The sequence below is a fragment of the Pseudomonas sp. B5(2017) genome (assembly GCF_002112825.1).
Taxonomy (GTDB): domain Bacteria; phylum Pseudomonadota; class Gammaproteobacteria; order Pseudomonadales; family Pseudomonadaceae; genus Aquipseudomonas; species Aquipseudomonas putida_Z.
Genome location: NZ_NEIR01000017.1, coordinates 125,254 through 144,219, shown reverse-complemented (window position 1 = coordinate 144,219; position 18,966 = coordinate 125,254). Strand labels below are relative to the sequence as shown.

At 63.9% G+C, this 18,966-nt stretch carries 17 protein-coding genes; 9 read left to right on the top strand and 8 right to left on the bottom strand.

Going from position 1 to position 18,966, the window contains the following annotated elements; translation table 11 throughout:
- Positions 1–5: 5 nt before the first annotated feature.
- The 6 genes from CAG00_RS23750 to CAG00_RS23735 form a co-directional block, all read right to left on the bottom strand.
- Complete coding sequence (locus CAG00_RS23750) at positions 6–212, bottom strand: DUF1656 domain-containing protein (RefSeq protein ID WP_046614712.1); 207 nt, start codon at positions 210–212, stop codon at positions 6–8.
- Positions 199–2,187: an FUSC family protein gene (locus CAG00_RS23745; RefSeq protein ID WP_085665467.1), complete on the bottom strand. Its 1,989-nt coding sequence runs from the start codon at positions 2,185–2,187 to the stop codon at positions 199–201. Before CAG00_RS23745 ends, CAG00_RS23750 begins: the two co-directional genes overlap by 14 nt.
- Before the next feature lie 295 nt (positions 2,188–2,482).
- A complete protein-coding gene (ccoM, locus tag CAG00_RS29215) occupies positions 2,483–2,599 on the bottom strand; it encodes a cytochrome c oxidase subunit CcoM (protein WP_025340347.1) in 117 nt (38 codons plus the stop codon).
- 135 nt (positions 2,600–2,734) lie between these two features.
- Positions 2,735–2,896, bottom strand: a complete 162-nt coding sequence (locus tag CAG00_RS28900; RefSeq protein WP_075046112.1) for a hypothetical protein — start codon at positions 2,894–2,896, stop codon at positions 2,735–2,737.
- Between the two features lie 67 nt (positions 2,897–2,963).
- Complete coding sequence (locus CAG00_RS23740; RefSeq protein ID WP_085590175.1) at positions 2,964–3,293, bottom strand: aspartate-semialdehyde dehydrogenase; 330 nt, start codon at positions 3,291–3,293, stop codon at positions 2,964–2,966.
- A 63-nt stretch (positions 3,294–3,356) separates the two neighbouring features.
- Positions 3,357–4,052, bottom strand: coding sequence for a M949_RS01915 family surface polysaccharide biosynthesis protein (locus CAG00_RS23735; RefSeq protein WP_025340349.1), 696 nt, complete (start codon positions 4,050–4,052; stop codon positions 3,357–3,359).
- Between the two features lie 161 nt (positions 4,053–4,213).
- Between CAG00_RS23735 and rapA the strand changes: the two genes are divergently transcribed.
- Positions 4,214–7,060 carry an RNA polymerase-associated protein RapA gene (gene rapA, locus CAG00_RS23730; protein ID WP_085665466.1) on the top strand — a complete coding sequence of 949 codons (2,847 nt, stop codon included), beginning with the start codon at positions 4,214–4,216 and terminating at the stop codon, positions 7,058–7,060.
- A gap of 320 nt (positions 7,061–7,380) precedes the next feature.
- Positions 7,381–9,645 (top strand): bifunctional diguanylate cyclase/phosphodiesterase, encoded by a 2,265-nt coding sequence (locus CAG00_RS23720; protein WP_085665464.1) that lies wholly within the window; start codon positions 7,381–7,383, stop codon positions 9,643–9,645.
- Here the strand turns inward: CAG00_RS23720 and CAG00_RS23715 are convergent.
- Positions 9,545–10,432, bottom strand: a complete 888-nt coding sequence (locus CAG00_RS23715) for an NAD(P)-dependent oxidoreductase (RefSeq protein WP_075046117.1) — start codon at positions 10,430–10,432, stop codon at positions 9,545–9,547. The two genes, CAG00_RS23720 and CAG00_RS23715, sit on opposite strands and share 101 nt — an antisense overlap.
- 264 nt (positions 10,433–10,696) lie before the next feature.
- On the bottom strand, positions 10,697–11,008 hold the full coding sequence (locus CAG00_RS23710) for a DUF2288 domain-containing protein (protein ID WP_085665463.1): 312 nt from the start codon (positions 11,006–11,008) through the stop codon (positions 10,697–10,699).
- Positions 11,009–11,367: 359 nt separating this feature from the next.
- Between CAG00_RS23710 and CAG00_RS23700 the strand changes: the two genes are divergently transcribed.
- The 7 genes from CAG00_RS23700 (at position 11,368) to CAG00_RS23670 (ending at position 18,936) form a co-directional block, all read left to right on the top strand.
- Positions 11,368–12,483 (top strand): branched-chain amino acid ABC transporter substrate-binding protein, encoded by a 1,116-nt coding sequence (locus tag CAG00_RS23700; protein ID WP_085665462.1) that lies wholly within the window; start codon positions 11,368–11,370, stop codon positions 12,481–12,483.
- Positions 12,484–12,668: 185 nt separating this feature from the next.
- Positions 12,669–13,592, top strand: a complete 924-nt coding sequence (gene livH / locus CAG00_RS23695; protein WP_025340356.1) for a high-affinity branched-chain amino acid ABC transporter permease LivH — start codon at positions 12,669–12,671, stop codon at positions 13,590–13,592.
- Entirely contained in the window at positions 13,589–14,845 is a 1,257-nt protein-coding gene (locus CAG00_RS23690; protein WP_025340357.1) for a high-affinity branched-chain amino acid ABC transporter permease LivM, read from the top strand. Before livH ends, CAG00_RS23690 begins: the two co-directional genes overlap by 4 nt.
- Positions 14,842–15,609 (top strand): high-affinity branched-chain amino acid ABC transporter ATP-binding protein LivG, encoded by a 768-nt coding sequence (gene livG / locus CAG00_RS23685; protein WP_025340358.1) that lies wholly within the window; start codon positions 14,842–14,844, stop codon positions 15,607–15,609. The genes CAG00_RS23690 and livG overlap by 4 nt, the downstream gene beginning before the upstream one ends.
- Positions 15,610–16,311 carry an ABC transporter ATP-binding protein gene (locus CAG00_RS23680; RefSeq protein ID WP_013973921.1) on the top strand — a complete coding sequence of 234 codons (702 nt, stop codon included), beginning with the start codon at positions 15,610–15,612 and terminating at the stop codon, positions 16,309–16,311.
- 239 nt (positions 16,312–16,550) lie between these two features.
- A complete protein-coding gene (locus CAG00_RS23675; protein ID WP_085665461.1) occupies positions 16,551–17,225 on the top strand; it encodes a COG3650 family protein in 675 nt (224 codons plus the stop codon).
- A gap of 103 nt (positions 17,226–17,328) precedes the next feature.
- Entirely contained in the window at positions 17,329–18,936 is a 1,608-nt protein-coding gene (locus tag CAG00_RS23670; protein ID WP_046614721.1) for an NAD(P)/FAD-dependent oxidoreductase, read from the top strand.
- The last annotated feature ends 30 nt before the right edge of the window (positions 18,937–18,966 follow it).

Here is an 18,966-nt window from a genome sequence, read left to right as displayed (position 1 = left end):
CTCCTTTATAAAGCTCCCAGCAGTCGCACCACCAGGAACAGCACACAAACGAACAACGCCGCGTCGAACAGCGCTTCATGCCAGATCCAGCGCCCCAACGGCGTGGCCTGCACCAGCAGACGCAACAACCCGGTAAGCACCAGCGCCAGCAACACATAAACAAGGAAGGGGCTGAACAGCACGCCGCCCACTTCCCACTCACGCAACCCCATGGGCTTCCTCCTGCCAGTGGCACCACTTGCCCCAGCTCTTCTGCAGTTGCAGCACCGCCCCTTCGGCCAACCGCAGCGGATCGCTTGAGGGTAGACGGCGCAAGGCGCCAATGAACTGTTCGCTGGCGGCATCCAGGCGCTGACCTCGCCCGGGCGCCGGCCCCTTGGCCAGCACGGCCTCTACCTGCTGCAGGTATTCGCGCTCGGCCCGCCCCAACGGGGCTTGGGCAACCGCCAGGCACATGCGCAGGTGCACCAGTTCGTCGCCGATATCCAGGCCGTGCAGGCCGTCGTCCCAGCGCTTGCGTTCGCTCTCGGGCAGTTCGCCGGCATGCCGCGCCAGTTGCATCAGGCGGTCGGCCATGCGCCCGCCAAACCAGCTGTCGGCCCCGCGCAGGTCGCGCCGGGTCAGGCGCACCAGGTCGTTCTGGGTCGCCGCACGCAGGCGCCGGCCCAGCCAGGCCGGGTGGCGGAACACCAACAAACGGAAGGCCATCACCGCCGCCGATACACCCACCAGCATGGCCAAGGCACTGTTGAGCATGGTGGCCACGCCGAACTGCATGGCGTTGAGCGGCGACACCAGCACGATGAAATGCAGGCAATAGGAGGTGGCCGTGGCCCCGGTCCGCGGGTGAGCCATGCCCAGCGCGCCAAGAAACAGCGGCACGCCCATGCCCAGGCAGAGCATGGCGAAGCTGCTCCATTGCGGCAGCAGAATCTGCCCGACCAGAAACGCCGCAGGTATCGCCAGGAAAATCCCACGCAAGAAGCTCAGGCCGATCTGCGCGCCGTTCTCGCGGCTGGCGAACAGGCTGCAGACCACGCAGGTCAGCACCAGGCCACCTGGTGCCGAAGGCCAGGCGGTGGCCAGCCAGAAGCCACTCATTACCAGAAAGGCCAGCGCACTGCGTGAGCCGAACAGCAAAGCCAGCGACCAGTCGCGGTGCGCGGCCAGGCCTTGGGACACATCTTTGGGCGCCCTGCCCGCCTCCACATCGTCCAGCGCCTGGCTGGCAGCCATGGCGTAGTCCAGCAGCAGCGCCATGCGCGCCAGGCAGAAGTGCTCCGCCGGGCTGATCTGTTCATCGTGGGCAGCATCCCAGATGCGCTGGCGCAGCAACAACAGGCTCGGCTGGTCGGGCTTGCCCAGCAGTGCACGCACTTCCTCCAGCCAGGGTGCCAGGCGTTCGGCCTCGCGCTCATCAAGTTGCCGCCACTGCCGGCGCACCGAACGGGAAATGCGCAACAGCACCATCAGTTTCTGGCTCAGGCCACGAATGGCGCGAGCGCGCTGGCGCCCGCGGTTGCCTTCGAACCAGGCGTGTTCGCGTTGGCTGTCGATGGCAACGATACGCCCCAGGCTTTCCAGCAGGCCTTTGCGCGCCTCGTCTTCGCCGCCCAGCATGGCACTGGCGGCCTGCAGGCCGTTCTGCCAAGCCTGGCGGGCCTGCCCGCCCAGTTGCTGCTCTACCCGCATGGGCCAGAGCAAGGCACTGCTGGCGGTGGCACAGAAGATACCCAGGCAGATCTCGGTGCAGCGCGCCACGGCCTGGTCGAACACCTGCAACGGGTGGTCGATGGCCGGCAGGGCAATGATCGCCGCGGTGTAGCCTGCCAGCACGAAGGCATAGGCCCAGGCGCTGCGCAGTTGGGTGGAGGCGGCGGTGCACAGGGCCAGCCACAGGGCCAAGGTGAGCAGGAACAGCCATGGGGTCTGGGCAAACAGGCCGATGAACAGCACCGACGCAAACGTGCCGACCAAGGTACCGGCCAACCGCGCCAGGCCCTTCTGCACCACCATGCCCGACAACGGCTGGGCGACGATGAAAGCGGTCATCAGTGCCCAGGACGGTTGCTCCAGCCCCCAGCGCATCGCCAGCCACAGCGCCAGGCCGCCACCGAGCAGGGTCTTGATGGCGAACTTGAGGGCGAGGCTGCTGGGGGCGAACAGGGCCTGGAGGGTGATGGGCACGAGACGGACCTTGCGGGGATAGTCTTGTAGAAAGATAGACAATTGGGGAAAGGATAAAGCGGAAACGATTAATTAGCTAGCTAATCATCTTTGTTGTGGACAGGCTCTCCTGCGCTGCCCTCTTCGCGGGCACGCCGCTCCCACATGGGACCGCGCACAGTCCGAATCCTGTGAAGTCATTGTGGGAGCGGGTTTACCCGCGAAGAGGCCGGTACAGGCAACACAAAAATTGCAGGCAAAAAAATGGGCGACCGAAGTCGCCCTAAATGCCTTGCGTGCTCGTGTACCCGGAAGGTCAGCGCGGCTTGCGCTTGTTCGAGTCCTTCCAGATGAAAATGCCCAGACCGGCAAAGAAGACGACCATCAACCCGACCGTTACCACTCCGGCGATAACCACGTTGTCGAAGAACATGCTGGCCTCCCCATTCGTTTGCCGTTGTCCGATGGGTGCAAGTTAACCAATGTGGGGGCGGGGAAAATTGATCGGTGTCAATGGTGCCCGGGGCCGGGCACGCGAGGCGGGTGCAGGGTTGACCTGCGTCAAGTTTCAGCGCTTCTTCGGTTTGCCCTTGGGCTTCTTTTTCTTGGCGGTGTTCAACGGCAGGGCCTGCTCGAACGCATTGCGCATCTCGTTCAGGCGCTTTTCCTTGAGGTCGTGGACGCGCTTGGCGCGTTCGGCATCGAAATCGATGAGGTTGTCTTGGCTCATGGGTGGGCTCGACGATCAACTGAGACTTGCATGATGAAGCCAGGCGCTGGCGCTGACCAGCCCCATGTCAGACTTCGATGTCCACCAGCAGCCCCTGGCGTACATGCTCGCCCATCAACGGCGCCACCGGCACGGTGTTGTCGGCGTTGACCTCGTCACCCGGCATCGCACTGTAGCGTTCGTCGTCGCCCTTCTGCCGGCGTTGCTGCTGGCGGCGCTGCTCGTCGCGCAGCAGCAGCGCCTGCTCCTGCGGGTCACGCTGGTGCTTGAGGTCGATGGCACTTTCACCGGATGCAGGCTGCGTCGGCACCACCGGCTTGATGTCGGGTGTCGGCTTGACCGGGTCCTGTTGCGAGGTCACCGGCGCGGCACTGAGCGGAATGATCGGTGGCAGCATGGACGTTCTCCTATGCCCCCTGTATCGGCAGGCGCGGGATTATCTTGATGGCAGGCACAACACTTATTCGGCTTCGTCGTCAGGGTCGTCGTCGCTTGGCGGGCTGGCCTCGCTCCAGGGCCGCTTGTACACCTGCTGCCAGACCGCGTCCATGTGCTCGCGCAGCACCTGCGGCGCGGCCTTGAGCGAAGCGCTGTCCTCACGCTCACCGCCGATCGGCTCTTCACCCGCCGGGGTGATCAGCGACTGGCCGGTGATGCTGTAGCTGGCCTGCCCTTCGCGCATCTCGATGGCGATGTCGTGCGGGTCGATGCCACCGCCGCAGAAGGCGTGGCTGGCGACCGTCACCTCGGCGACGCCGTCCTTGTTCAGGTCGCCGACATCGCTTACGTCGTTATAGAAGTCCACGTCCAGGTCCAGGCCCGGGCAGGTGGTTTCCTGTTCGATCTGCCAGCGCGCCTTGAACGCGTCGTTTTCGGCGGTGCGCCCGTAAAGCGTGGCCTTGAGTACCACCTTGTCCACTTCCTGCTCGCTTTCCGGGTCGCTGGCCTGGCCATCGCTGCGGCTCAATACCAGCAGGCCTTCACCGTCGCGGTCACGAAAGTGCACGCTCTTGATCGGTGTCTGCACACCCAGTACCTCGAGCTGCTCGATCGGGATGGCGGGCAAGGTCTCGAAGTTTTTCTGCTCGCAGGCGGCCAGCAGCAACAGGCTGCCCACGGCCATCGAAGTGCTGATCCAGCGGTGCTTGGCAGACATGTTGATCCGGGGCCCTCGTCGGCAGCACGGTGGGGGGCGATGAAGCGGCTAGACTGTTGCTACCTATCGCACTTCGGCACCTTTCGATGCGCTCGGCACTTTGGTCTGACCGGCCGATCCGTTAACATAACCGGCTTTTTCATCGCGGGAGTTCAGGCAGTATGGCGCAGCAGTATCAACCGGGGCAACGCTGGATCAGCGACAGCGAAGCCGAGCTCGGCCTGGGTACCATCCTGGCGCAGGATGGCCGCCTGTTGACCGTGCTCTACCCGGCCACTGGCGACACCCGCCAGTATTCCCTGCGCAATGCGCCGCTGACCCGCGTGCGCTTCTCGCCAGGTGACCAGATCACCCACTTCGAAGGCTGGAAGCTGACCGTGCGCGAGGTCGAGGACATCGACGGGCTGATGGTCTACCACGGCCTGGACGGGCAGAACCAGCCGCGCACCCTGCCGGAAACCCAGTTGTCGAACTTCATCCAGTTCCGCCTGGCCAGCGACCGCCTGTTCGCCGGGCAGATCGACCCGCTGTCGTGGTTCAGCCTGCGCTACAACACCCTGCAGCACACCAGCAAGCAGATGCAGTCGGCGCTGTGGGGTCTGGGCGGCTGCCGTGCCCAACCCATCGCCCACCAGTTGCACATCGCCCGCGAAGTCGCCGACCGCAGCGCGCCGCGCGTCTTGCTGGCCGACGAAGTGGGCCTGGGCAAAACCATCGAAGCCGGCCTGGTGATCCACCGCCAGCTGCTGTCGGGCCGCGCCAGCCGCGTTCTGATCCTGGTACCGGAAAACCTCCAGCACCAGTGGCTGGTGGAAATGCGCCGCCGCTTCAACCTGCAGGTGGCCCTGTTCGACGCCGAGCGTTTCATCGAAAGCGACGCCAGCAACCCGTTCGAGGATGCCCAGCTGGCGCTGGTGGCCCTGGAGTGGCTGGTCGACGACGAAAAGGCCCAGGACGCGCTGTTCGCCGCCGGCTGGGACCTGATGGTGGTGGACGAAGCCCACCACCTGGTCTGGCACGAAGACCAGGTCAGCGCCGAATATGGCCTGGTCGAACAGCTGGCCCAGGTGATCCCGGGCGTGCTGCTGCTCACGGCCACCCCCGAGCAGCTCGGCCAGGACAGCCACTTCGCCCGCCTGCGCCTGCTCGACCCCAACCGTTTCCACGACCTGGCCGCCTTCCGCGCCGAGAGCGAGCACTATCGCCCGGTGGCTGAAGCCGTACAGGAACTGCTCGACGAAGGCCGCCTGTCGCCCAAGGCCCACGCCACCATCCAGGGCTTCCTGGGTGCCGAAGGCGAAGCCCTGCTGGCCGCGGTCAGCGACGGCGATACCCAGGCCAGCGCGCGCCTGATCCGTGAGCTGCTCGACCGCCACGGCACCGGCCGCGTGCTGTTCCGTAACACCCGTGCGGCGATCCAGGGCTTCCCTGAGCGCCAGCTGCACCCTTACCCACTGGCCACACCCGAGCAGTACCGTGACCTGCCAGCCGGCGAACATGCCGAGCTATACCCGGAAGTCGCCTTCCAGGCCCAGGGCGAGGTGGCCGACGACGAGCGCTGGTGGCGTTTCGACCCGCGTGTCGACTGGCTGATCGACACCCTGAAGATGCTCAAGCGCACCAAGGTGCTGGTGATCTGCGCCCATGCCGAAACCGCGATGGACCTGGAAGACGCCCTGCGCGTGCGCTCCGGCATCCCGGCCTCGGTGTTCCATGAAGGCATGAGCATCCTCGAACGCGACCGCGCCGCCGCCTACTTCGCCGACGAAGAGTTCGGCGCGCAGGTGCTGATCTGCTCCGAGATCGGCAGCGAAGGCCGCAACTTCCAGTTTGCCCACCATCTGGTGATGTTCGACCTGCCGGCGCACCCCGACCTGCTCGAACAGCGCATCGGCCGCCTCGACCGTATCGGCCAGAAGCACACCATCCAGCTGCATATCCCGTACCTGCAGGACAGCCCGCAAGAGCGCCTGTTCCAGTGGTACCACGAAGGCCTCAACGCCTTCCTCAACACCTGCCCTACCGGCAACGCCCTGCAGCATCAGTTCGGCCCGCGCCTGCTGCCGCTGCTCGAAGGTGGCGAAAGCAAGGCCTGGGAAGCCCTGGTGGCCGATGCCCGCAGCGAGCGCGAACGCCTGGAAGCCGAACTGCATACCGGCCGTGACCGCCTGCTGGAGCTCAACTCCGGCGGTGCCGGCGAAGGCCAGGCGCTGGTCGAGGATATTCTCGAACAGGACGATCAGTTCGCCCTGCCGATCTACATGGAAACCCTGTTCGACGCCTTCGGCATCGACAGCGAAGACCATTCCGAGAACGCCCTGATCCTCAAGCCGAGCGAGAAGATGCTCGACGCCAGCTTCCCGCTGGGCGACGACGAAGGCGTGACCATCACCTACGACCGTGGCCAGGCGCTGTCGCGCGAGGACATGCAGTTCCTCACCTGGGAGCACCCGATGGTGCAAGGCGGCATGGACCTGGTGCTGTCCGGCTCGATGGGCAACACCGCTGTGGCGCTGATCAAGAACAAGGCGCTCAAACCCGGCACCGTGCTGCTTGAACTGCTGTTCGTCAGCGAGGTGGTGGCACCGCGCAGCCTGCAACTGGGCCGTTACCTGCCACCGGCGGCATTGCGCTGCCTGCTCGACGCCAACGGCAACGACCTGGCGTCCCGCGTGGCCTTCGAAACCCTCAACGACCAGCTGGAAAGCGTGCCACGCGCCAGCGCCAACAAGTTCGTCCAGGCACAGCGCGACGTGCTTGCCCAGCGCATCAGCAGTGGCGAGGCCAAGGTCATGCCGGCCCACGTCGAGCGCGTGGCCGAGGCCCAGCGTCGCCTCACAGCTGAAGCCGACGAAGAACTGGCGCGTCTGATCGCGCTGCAAGCGGTCAACCCGAGCGTGCGCGACAGCGAGATCGAAGCGCTGCGCAAGCAGCGCGAAGAGGGCCTGGCGATGCTGGAAAAGGCCGCCCTGCGCCTGGAAGCCATTCGCGTGCTGGTGGCTGGCTAATACAGGTCAGACACCGCCGCCTTTGTGGGAGCGGCCTCGTGTCGCGAAAGGGCCGCAACGCGGCCCCAGGATTGACGCGCAATAGTTGAAACTGCTGGGGCTGCTTTGCAGCCCTTTCGCGACACAAGGCCGCTCCCACAGGGGGGCCAATTTTTAGAACCCGTGTACATATTCCAGCCTGCGATCAGGTTCATAACCAAATCGTAGAAATCAATGTGCCATTAGTCAGGAAGGGTTAAACACCTCTTCCTATACTGCCTCTGGACAGTCTGCACAGGGTTGTAGCGCAGACGAGTGAAAACTCGATCATGAGGCATTCCATGGAATGGCTGGGGCTGCAACTGTTCGCCGACCTGCCGGCAACCGGGCGCATCGTCATTGATTGCCGGCATGAACCGTTCCTGGTTCTGCTCGCCTACTTCGTCGCCTGTGCGGCCTGCTTCGCCACCCTGGACATGGCCGAGCGCCAATCCCACAGCGAAGACCCCACCGCCCACCGACAATGGAACATGCTCGGTGCCTGCTGCCTTGCTGGTGGCGTCTGGGCCATGCACTTCATCAGCATGCTGGCCTTCCAGGCGCCAGTTGAAGTGCACTACGACGCGTCCCTGACCATCCTTTCGCTGCTCATCGCCCTGGCCGTCGCCTGGCTGGCCATGCACAGCCTCGACCGCAGCCAGATGCGCGCACACCATTACCTGCAAAGTGCGGTACTGATCGGCCTGGGTATCATCGTGATGCACTTCGTAGGCATGGCCGCCCTGGAAACCGGCGCCCGCCAGTACTACCAGTCCGGCCTGCTGCTGGCGTCGGCCACCATTGCCCTGCTCACCAGCCTGACCGCGCTGTACCTGGCCCGCTACTTCCGGCATGGCAGCGGTACCCTGCACCAGGCCATGAAGTACGGCGCCAGCCTGCTGATGGCCGGCGGTATCGTCGCCACCCACTTCACCGCGATGTCGGCCATGACCCTGGTCATCCCGGCCGACACCGCCCTGCGCCTGCCCTCTGGTGACAACAGCCTGCAACTGGCGCTGGGCATCGGCTTCATCACCCTGCTGATCAGTGCTGCCAGCATCAGTACCGCGCTGGCCGACAAGAAGCTGCAAAGCAAGGAGCACGACCTGCGCCGGGTCAGCGTGCTGCTCAGCCAGCTCGACCAGGCCCGCGCGTCGCTGCAGCAGGCCGCGCACTACGATGCCCTGACCAGCCTGGTCAACCGCCGCGGTTTCAACCAGGTGTTCGCCGAACGCCTGGCCGAACACCAGGCCACGGAAAGCCACCTGGCAGTGATGTTCCTCGACATCGACCATTTCAAGCGCATCAACGACAGCCTCGGTCACGACGCCGGCGACGAACTGCTCAAGGTGATCGCCAGCCACATCAAGGCCGCCACCCGCAACCACGACCTGGTCGCACGCTTTGGCGGCGACGAGTTCTGCGTGGTCACCAGCCTCAACAACCGCGACGAAGCCCGCCACCTGGCCCAGCGCATCATGCAGAGGATGAAAGAGCCCATCAACCTGGGCGGCCGGCGCATGGTCATGACCACCAGCATCGGTATCAGCATCTTCCCCGACGACGGCACCACCGCCGAAGAGCTGCTCAAGCATGCAGACCTCGCCCTTTACCAGTCCAAGGGCAACGGGCGCAACAGCCTGAACTTCTTCAACGACAGCCTGAAGACTCAGGCCTCGATTGCCCTGCAACTGGAAGAGGAACTGCGGGTGGCCCTGCTCGAGGAGCATGGGCTGTGCGTGCACTACCAGCCGATCTTCGACCTGCGCAGCAGGCAAGTGGCCAAACTGGAGGCCCTGGTGCGCTGGCGACACCCGCAACACGGCCTGCTCGGGCCCGATCGTTTTGTCTCCATCGCCGAAGCCAACGGGCTGATCATCGACCTCGACCTGTGGGTGCTGCGCCACGCTTGCGCCGACCTGGCCTACCTGCAGCGCCACGGCCATGGCAACCTCAAGGTCACGGTCAATTGCTCGGCCGTCACCCTCAGCCACGATGAACTGCCCAACGAAGTGGAAAAGGCGCTGTTCCACGCCGGGCTCGCATCCCGGCAGCTGGAACTGGAAGTGACCGAGAACGCCCTGATGGGTGATATCCAGCGCACGGTCAACCTGCTCAAGCGCGTGCGCGCCCTGGGCGTGGCGCTTTCGATCGATGACTTCGGCACCGGCTACTCGTCACTGGCCTACCTCAAGCGCCTGCCGCTGGACGTGCTGAAGATCGACCGCAGCTTCCTGCAGGATGTGCCGGGCAGCCAGAAGGACCGCGAGATCGTCCAGGCGATCATCGTCATGGCGCATACCCTGCATCTGCAGGTGGTCAGCGAGGGCGTGGAAACCGCCGAACAGCTGGCGTTTCTCGAAGCCCACGGCTGCGACTACCTGCAGGGCTACCTGCTGGGCCGCCCGGAGCCGCTGGCCGAACTGCGCTCGCTGCTGGAGCGGCTGCAGCACCAGGGCGGCGTGTTCAGCCCTTGCTGCGATACAGCTCAACCAGGGTCGCCGGATCTTTTTGCAGGTAACCCTGGCTTGCGTGCAGGCGCATCAATTGTGCAGCAAGGCCACTGAGCGGCGTCGCCGAGCCTTGCTCGCGGGAAAACTTGACCGCGCCATCGAGGTCCTTGAGCAGCGTGCGCACGTGCCACTTGATCGGCTCGAAGCGGCTTTCGGCCATTTGCGGAGCGAGGATCTGCAACGGTTTGGAATCGGCAAAGCCGCCCGCCAGCGCTTCGGCGATCAGCGTCGCGTCGACCCCGGACTGTTCAGCCAAGGCCACCACTTCGGCGATCACCAGGGCATTGCAGGCCACGATCATCTGGTTGCAGGCCTTGGTCACCTGGCCTGCGCCCACCGCCCCCATGTGCGTCACCCGCTGGCCGAGTACCTGCAGTACCGGGCGCGCACGCTCCAGGTCGGCCGCCTCGCCACCGACCATGATCGCCAGGGTGCCGGCTTCGGCCCCCGGCGTGCCGCCGGAAACTGGCGCGTCCAGCCAGGCCATGCCGCACAGCGCTGCCAGTTCGGCGGCCATTTCACGGGTGGCGGTTGGCTCCAGGCTGGAGAAATCGATCAGCAACTGGCCGCTGCGTCCGCCCTGGGCGATGCCTTGCTCGCCGAACACCACTTCGCGGACCACGGCCGTGTCGGCCAGGCACAGCAGCAGCATGTCGCTGTCGCGGCACAGTTCGGCAGGGCTGCTGGCCAGGCGCGCGCCGGCGGCGACCAGTGCAGCGCACTTGTCCGGGCTGCGGTTCCATACCGTCAGCGGGTAACCCGCGGCCAGCAGGCGGCGGCACATGGGCAGGCCCATCAGGCCGATGCCGGCGAATCCAAGCGAAGGTAGTTTTGAGTTCATCAATGACTCCGGACAAATTCGATATCGATCCGGGCCGCTTTGCGGCCTTCGCGGGCGCGCCCGCTCCCACGGGACCAGCGCTGGTCTGAAGAGCAGCATCTGACCTGTGGGAGCGGGCATGCCCGCGAAGGGCTGCAAGGCAGCCCCCATTACGCATCCCGTAAACTGTTACCGCCACGCCGAATTGTTACTTCCCTCCACCCGCCTTGAGCGCCCTCGAGCACCAAAACGGGGCTGCTGCGCATTTTCGCGCACCAAAAGCGATCACGCCTCTGCCAGGGGCTTCACCTGGATCACGATGAACGGCGAAACCACCACCGCCCAGATCTCTGGATCGCGGCTTTGCAGGTCATGGGCCTGCTCGGCGGTCACCGGTCCAACAGTGCCATCACTACGCCACTTGGCGAAGATCTCGCTGCGATTCTCGGCCATCGCCTCGGCAACGGTGATCAGGTCGAGGCTCGGGTCGACCCAAATCAGGTCACCCTTGGCCCAGAAACGCTCCAGCGCTTTCCACTCGATGATTGCCGTCTCGCCAAGCAATTTGGCATAGAGGGTGCTTGTTTGATCAGTCATGGGTGGTTTCCGCAAAAATCGGCCAATAAAAAAGGTCGGCATTTTTGCAGAAAAACCCGGTTTCAAATATGTAATTTGGTCGATTGATCCCGAACTTGTGGGGCGGGATCGCAGATGCAGGCAGTTTGATGGCGCCTTTCTGTATCTTTGTGTCGACCATGCGACAACCCAGGAAGCAGGCACTTTTCGACCGCTTTTCAAGCGCTCGAACAGCGCTCTACACTGTACCGGTACAGTTCCGGGACATGTTCCGGGGGAAGGTGGGCTTGCGCGTTGGCATGGCCACGCCGCAAATCCCGCCCGGTCTGTAGCCCTGGCCGCCAGGACTATAAGAATTACAACAGAATGAGTGGAGCACTATGATCAAGATTTCCAAGCTGTTCGCCGCAATGGTTCTGGCAGGGGTAGCCAGCCATTCGTTTGCCGCCGATACCATCAAGATCGGGATTGCAGGTCCCAAGACCGGCCCTGTGACCCAGTACGGCGACATGCAGTTCATCGGCGCAAAGCAAGCCATCAAGGATATCAACGCCGCGGGCGGCGTGGATGGCAAGATGCTCGAAGCCAAGGAATACGACGACGCCTGCGACCCTAAACAGGCCGTTGCAGTCGCCAACAAAGTGGTCAACGACGGCGTCAAGTTCGTCATCGGCCACCTGTGCTCCAGCTCCACCCAGCCTGCGTCCGACATCTACGAAGACGAAGGCGTGATCATGATCACCCCGGCCGCCACCTCCCCGGAAATCACCGCCCGTGGCTACAAGCTGATCTTCCGTACCATCGGCCTGGACAGCGCCCAGGGCCCGGCTGCCGGCAACTACATCGCCGACCACGTCAAGCCGAAGGTGGTAGCCGTCCTGCACGACAAGCAGCAGTACGGTGAAGGCATCGCTACCGCGGTCAAGCAGACCCTGGAAGGCAAAGGCACCAAGGTTGCCGTGTTCGAAGGCCTGAACGCCGGTGACAAGGACTTCTCCTCGATCATCCAGAAGCTCAAGCAGAACAACGTCGACTTCGTCTACTACGGCGGCTACCACCCAGAGCTGGGCCTGATCCTGCGCCAGGCTCAGGAAAAGGGCCTGAAAGCCAAGTTCATGGGCCCGGAAGGCGTGGGTAACGACTCCATCTCGCAGATCGCCCAGAACGCCTCCGAAGGCCTGCTGGTGACCTTGCCGAAGTCGTTCGACGCGGACCCTGCGAACAAGAAGATCGTCGACGCCATCAAGGCTGACGGCAAGGACCCAAGCGGCCCGTTCGTGTTCCCGGCCTACTCAGCTGTCGAGCTGATCGCCCAGGGCATCAAGGCCGCCAAGTCCGAAGATACCGACAAGGTGGCAGCCGCCATCCACGCCGGCACCTTCAAGACCCCGACCGGTGACCTGTCCTACGACGCCAAAGGTGACCTGAAAGACTTCAAGTTCGTGGTCTACGAATGGCACTTCGGCAAGCCGAAGACCGAAGTCTCCCCTCAGTAACTGCGTGACTAATAGCTGACCGTAGAAGCCCACTGTGCGAGCAGTGGGCTTTGTTTTACGAGGTTCATGGGCCTGATCCCCGCGATCCGGGGGCGGGCTCACCTGAAAATCTTAAAACCGTCACCCGCGGTTTCCTGGCCTACCCCCGCCAGCGAAATGCAAATCAGGTTTTTAGGAGCGCTGTAATGCCTGAGATCTACCATTTCTTCCAACAACTGGTTAATGGATTGACCATCGGCAGCACCTATGCCTTGATCGCCATCGGCTACACGATGGTGTACGGCATCATTGGCATGATCAACTTCGCCCACGGCGAGGTGTACATGATCGGTTCCTACGTGGCCTTCATCGCCCTGGCGGGCCTGGCCATGATGGGTATCCATTCGCTGCCGATCCTGATGACCGTCGCCTTCGTCGCGACGATCTTCGTCACCAGTGCCTATGGCTACAGCATCGAACGGGTTGCCTACCGCCCCCTGCGCAACAGCAACCGACTGATCCCGCTGATTTCCGCCATCGGCATGTCGATCTTCCTGCAGAACACCGTCTTGCTTTCGCAAGACTCCAAGGACAAGTCCATCCCCAACCTGATCCCCGGAAGCTTCTCGTTCGGGCCGGGCGGCGCGGAGGAAGTACTGATCAGCTACATGCAGATCCTGGTGTTCGTGGTCACCCTGGTGGCCATGACCTGCCTCACCCTGTTCATCTCCCGTTCCCGCCTGGGCCGCGCCTGCCGCGCCTGTGCCGAGGACATCAAGATGGCCAACCTGCTGGGCATCAACACCAACAACATCATCGCCCTCACCTTCGTCATCGGTGCCGCCCTGGCGGCGGTGGCGGCCGTGCTGCTGAGCATGCAGTACGGGGTGATCAACCCCAACGCCGGTTTCCTGGTGGGCCTGAAAGCCTTCACCGCGGCAGTGCTGGGTGGCATCGGCAGCATCCCGGGCGCCATGCTCGGCGGGCTGGTGCTGGGCGTGGCCGAAGCGTTCGGTGCCGATATCTTCGGCGACCAGTACAAGGACGTGGTGGCATTCGGCTTGTTGGTTCTTGTCCTGCTATTCCGGCCGACCGGCATCCTGGGCCGCCCGGAGGTTGAAAAAGTATGAACAGAAATCTCAAACAGGCGTTCTTCAGCGCCTTGCTGGTATGGGCCGTGGCCTTCCCGGTACTGGGCCTGAAACTGAGCATCGACGGCATCAGCCTGTCCGTGCACAGCCAGGGCTCGTTCAACCTCAGCATCATTGCCCTGTGCTCGGTGCTGATGTTCCTGCGCGTGCTGTTCGACAAGCAGTGGAACTCGGTAATGGGCCGCCGTTCGGATCGCAAGCTGATCCCGCCGGCGGTCAGCAACTACCTGACCCTGCCGAAAACCCAGCGCTACGTGATCATGGGCCTGATCGTCGCGGCACTGGTGTGGCCGTTCTTCGGCTCGCGCGGTGCGGTCGACATTGCCACGCTGATCCTGATCTACGTGTTGCTGGGCCTGGGCCTGAACATCGTGGTCGGTCTGGCAGGCCTGCTCGACCTCGGTTACGTCGGTTTCTATGCCGTCGGCGCCTACAGCTACGCCATGCTCTCGCACTACCTGGGCTGGAGCTTCTGGGTATGCCTGCCGATCGCCGGCCTGATGGCCGCTACCTTCGGCTTCCTGCTCGGCTTCCCGGTGCTTCGCCTGCGCGGTGACTACCTGGCGATCGTGACCCTCGGCTTCGGCGAGATCATCCGCCTGTTCCTGCGTAACCTCACCGACTGGACCGGCGGCCCCAACGGCATCAGCAACATCCCCAAGCCAGAGCTCTTCGGCCTGACTTTCGAACGCCGTGCCGCCGAGGGCATGCAGACCTTCCATGAGTTCTTCGGGCTGGAATACAACTCGATCAACAAGGTCATCTTCCTCTACCTGGTGGCCCTGCTGCTGGCTCTGCTGGCGCTGTTCGTGATCAACCGCCTGCTGCGCATGCCGATCGGCCGCGCCTGGGAAGCCCTGCGCGAAGACGAGATCGCCTGCCGTGCACTGGGCCTGAACCCGACCGTGATCAAGCTGTCGGCATTCACCCTGGGCGCCTGCTTCGCCGGTTTCGCCGGCAGCTTCTTCGCTGCGCGCCAGGGCCTGGTGACGCCGGAGTCGTTCACCTTCATCGAGTCGGCGATCATCCTCGCCATCGTCGTGCTCGGCGGCATGGGCTCACAACTGGGCGTGATCCTCGCGGCCATCGTGATGATCCTGCTGCCCGAGCTGATGCGTGAGTTCAGCGAATACCGGATGCTGATGTTCGGTGCGCTGATGGTGTTGATGATGATCTGGCGTCCGCAAGGCCTGCTGCCTATGCAACGTCCACACATGGAGCTGCGTCGATGAGCCGCGAAATTCTGCAAGTCAGCGGCCTGAGCATGCGCTTCGGCGGCTTGTTGGCGGTCAACGGCGTGGGCCTGACCGTCAAGGAAAAACAGGTGGTGGCACTGATCGGCCCGAACGGTGCCGGCAAGACCACGGTGTTCAACTGCCTGACCGGCTTCTACAAGCCCAGCGGCGGCACCATCCTGCTCGATGGCCAGCCGATCCAGGGCCTGGCCGGGCACCAGATCGCCCGCAAGGGCGTGGTGCGGACTTTCCAGAACGTGCGCCTGTTCAAGGAAATGACCGCGCTGGAAAACCTGCTGATCGCCCAGCACCGCCACCTGAACACCAACTTCTTCGCCGGCCTGTTCAAGACCCCGAACTTCCGCCGCAGCGAGAAGGAGGCCATGGAGCGCGCGCAGTACTGGCTGGAGAAGGTCAACCTGACCGAGTTCGCCAACCGTACCGCCGGCACCCTCGCCTACGGCCAGCAGCGCCGCCTGGAAATCGCCCGCTGCATGATGACCCAGCCGCGCATCATCATGCTCGACGAACCGGCAGCGGGCCTGAACCCGAAGGAGACCGAAGACCTCAAGGCGCTGATCGCCTACCTGCGTGAGTCGCACAACGTCACCGTGCTGCTGATTGAGCACGACATGAAGCTGGTGATGAGCATTTCCGACCATATCGTGGTGATCAACCAGGGCACCCCCCTGGCCCACGGCACGCCGGAAGAGATCCGCGACAACCCTGACGTGATCAAAGCCTACCTGGGGGAAGCGTAAATGCTGAAGTTCGAGAACGTTTCCACCTTCTACGGCAAGATCCAGGCGCTGCACAGCGTCAACGTGGAGATCAACCAGGGCGAGATCGTTACCCTGATCGGCGCCAACGGTGCCGGCAAGTCGACCTTGCTGATGACCCTGTGCGGCTCGCCGCAGGCGCACAGCGGCAGCATCAAGTACCTGGGTGAAGAACTGGTCGGCCAGCCGTCCTCGCACATCATGCGCAAGAGCATCGCGGTAGTGCCGGAAGGCCGCCGCGTGTTCTCCCGCCTGACCGTCGAGGAAAACCTGGCGATGGGCGGTTTCTTCACCGACAAGGGCGATTACCAGGAGCAGCTGGACAAGGTGCTGCAGCTGTTCCCGCGCCTGAAGGAGCGTTATATCCAGCGTGGCGGCACCATGTCCGGTGGCGAGCAGCAGATGCTCGCCATTGGCCGGGCGCTGATGAGCAAACCCAAGCTGCTGCTGCTCGACGAGCCCTCGCTGGGCCTGGCGCCGATCATCATCCAGCAGATCTTCGACATCATCGAACAGCTGCGCCGTGATGGCGTGACGGTGTTCCTGGTGGAGCAGAACGCCAACCAGGCGCTGAAGATCGCTGACCGGGCCTATGTGCTGGAGAACGGCCGGGTGGTGATGCAGGGTACTGGGGAAGCACTGTTGACCGACCCGAAGGTGCGCGACGCGTACCTGGGGGGTTGATGGGAAAAGGGCCTTCGGGCCCTTTTTTCTGCCCGCCGGTTTTGTGTCGCCTGTGCAGCCCTCTTCGCGGGTAAACCCGCTCCCACAGGTACGGCGCCACACTCAAGCCTTGCACTATCTCTGTGGGAGCGGGTTTACCCGCGAAGAAGCCAGCACAGTTGACCGAAAACTTGTGATCCCGGCAAAGCCTGAGTAACGTGGCCAGCTCCTTGGCAAAAGATCCCCCCGGAGCCCGCCCCATGCGCCTCACCCCCACCCTGCTGCTCACCGCCCTGCTGCCCCTGTTCGCCGGCTGCCAGCTCATGGCTGACGCCCCCAGCGACCCGAACATCGGCACCACGCGCATGCAGGGCGAGTTGCGGGCTGCCGGTGGCCAGCTGCTGTTCAAGCCGTGCAGCGAAACTCGTACTTTCGTGATCAACGACGTCGCCGCCACCGGCATCCTGCAGGAAGCCGCCAACCTCGCCAAGGACGCCAACGACAAGCTGTTCGCCGACGTCCGTGGCCGCCTCACCGGCAGCAGGCAGGCCAACAACGACGGCCAGCTGGAAGTTCGCCGCCTGTACCGCCTGGAACCTTCCACCCGAGCTTGTGAAGACCCCAACTTCAAACAGCTGACCCTGCGCGCCAACGGCCATGAGCCGGAATGGGACATCAAGGCCAGTGGCAAAGGCATGGTGCTCAACCGCGTCGGCCAGGAACCCCTGCCCCTGCCCTTTCTGGAAGAAGAAGTGCCCGGCGGCGGCCTGACCCTGACCAGCGAAGCCAACGGCCAGCACGTGGAGCTGTGGGTCGCGCCACAACGCTGCGTAGACACCGCCACCGGTGCCATCCACCACCTGCGCGCCGAACTGCGCATCGACGGCAAGACCCTGCAAGGCTGCGGTTACTATGGCGGTGCGCGCGACAACTGATCGCCGGGCGCTTTTATCCTGCCAGTCGGGGCGGCGAACAGCTTATACTTGGCGGTTTGTGTAAAGCCGCCGGCCGCCCATGGCCGGGATACTGGACCCTGCCATGCTACGAATCACCGAACTGAAGCTGCCCCTGGACCATCCCGACGAAGCCCTGCGTGAAGCCATCGTCCAGCGCCTGGGCATCCGCGACGAGCAACTGCTCAGCTTCAACCTGTTCAAGCGCAGCTACGATGCGCGCAAGAAGAACAGCGAACTGCTGTTCATCTACACCATCGACCTGGAAGCCAGCAACGAAGCCGAACTGCTCAGCAAGTTCGCCGACGATCGCAACATCGGCCCGGCGCCAGACGTGACCTACAAGTTCGTCGGCCAGGCCCCTGCCGATCTGCAGGAGCGCCCGATCGTGGTCGGCTTCGGCCCGTGCGGCATCTTCGCCGGCCTGTTGCTGGCACAGATGGGCTTCAAGCCGATCATCCTCGAGCGCGGCAAGGAAGTGCGCCAGCGCACCAAGGACACCTGGGGCCTGTGGCGCAAGAGCGTGCTCAACCCCGAGTCCAACGTGCAGTTCGGCGAAGGCGGCGCCGGTACCTTCTCCGACGGCAAGCTGTACAGCCAGATCAAGGACCCGCAGCACCACGGCCGCAAAGTGCTGGAAGAGTTCGTCAAGGCCGGTGCGCCGGACGAGATCCTGTACATCAACAAGCCGCACATCGGTACCTTCCGCCTCACCGGCATGGTCGAGCAGATGCGTCAGGACATGATCGCCCTCGGCGCCGAAGTGCGCTTCCAGCAGAAGGTCACCGACCTGCTGATCGAGGATGGGCAGCTGACCGGCGTGGTGCTGGAGAGCGGCGAACAGCTGCACTCGCGCCATGTGGTGCTGGCCCTGGGCCACAGTGCCCGCGACACCTTCCGCATGCTGCACGCCAAGGGTGTGTACATGGAAGCCAAGCCGTTCTCGGTGGGCTTCCGCATCGAACACCCGCAAACGCTGATCGACAAGGCGCGCCTGGGCAAGTACGCCGGTCACCCGAAACTTGGTGCCGCCGACTACAAGCTGGTGTACCACGCCAAGAACGGCCGTTCGGTGTACAGCTTCTGCATGTGCCCGGGCGGCACCGTGGTCGCCGCCACCAGCGAGCCAGGCCGGGTGGTTACCAACGGCATGAGCCAGTACTCGCGTAACGAGCGCAACGCCAACTCCGGCATCGTCGTCGGCATCGACCCCGAACGCGATTACCCGGGCGGCCCGCTGGCCGGCATCGAGCTGCAGGAGCGCCTGGAAGCCCACGCCTACGTGATGGGCGGCAGCAACTACCAGGCCCCGGCGCAGCTGGTGGGTGACTTCGTCGCCGGCCGGCCGTCGACTGCACTGGGCAGTGTCGAGCCGTCCTACAAACCGGGCGTGACCCTGGGCGACCTGGCGCCGAGCCTGCCGGACTTCGCCATCGAGGCCATTCGCGAGGCACTGCCGGCGTTCGACCGGCAGATCAAGGGCTACAACCTGCATGATGCAGTGTTGACCGGGATCGAGACCCGCACCTCGTCGCCGCTGCGCATTACCCGCGGTGAGGACTTCCAGAGCCTGAACCTGAAGGGGCTGTTCCCGGCGGGTGAAGGGGCTGGGTATGCGGGCGGGATCCTGTCGGCAGGTGTCGATGGCATTCGTATCGCCGAGGCGGTGGCGCGGGATATGCTCGGCCTCTGAGCCTTTATTACATGCCAGGGCCTCTTCGCG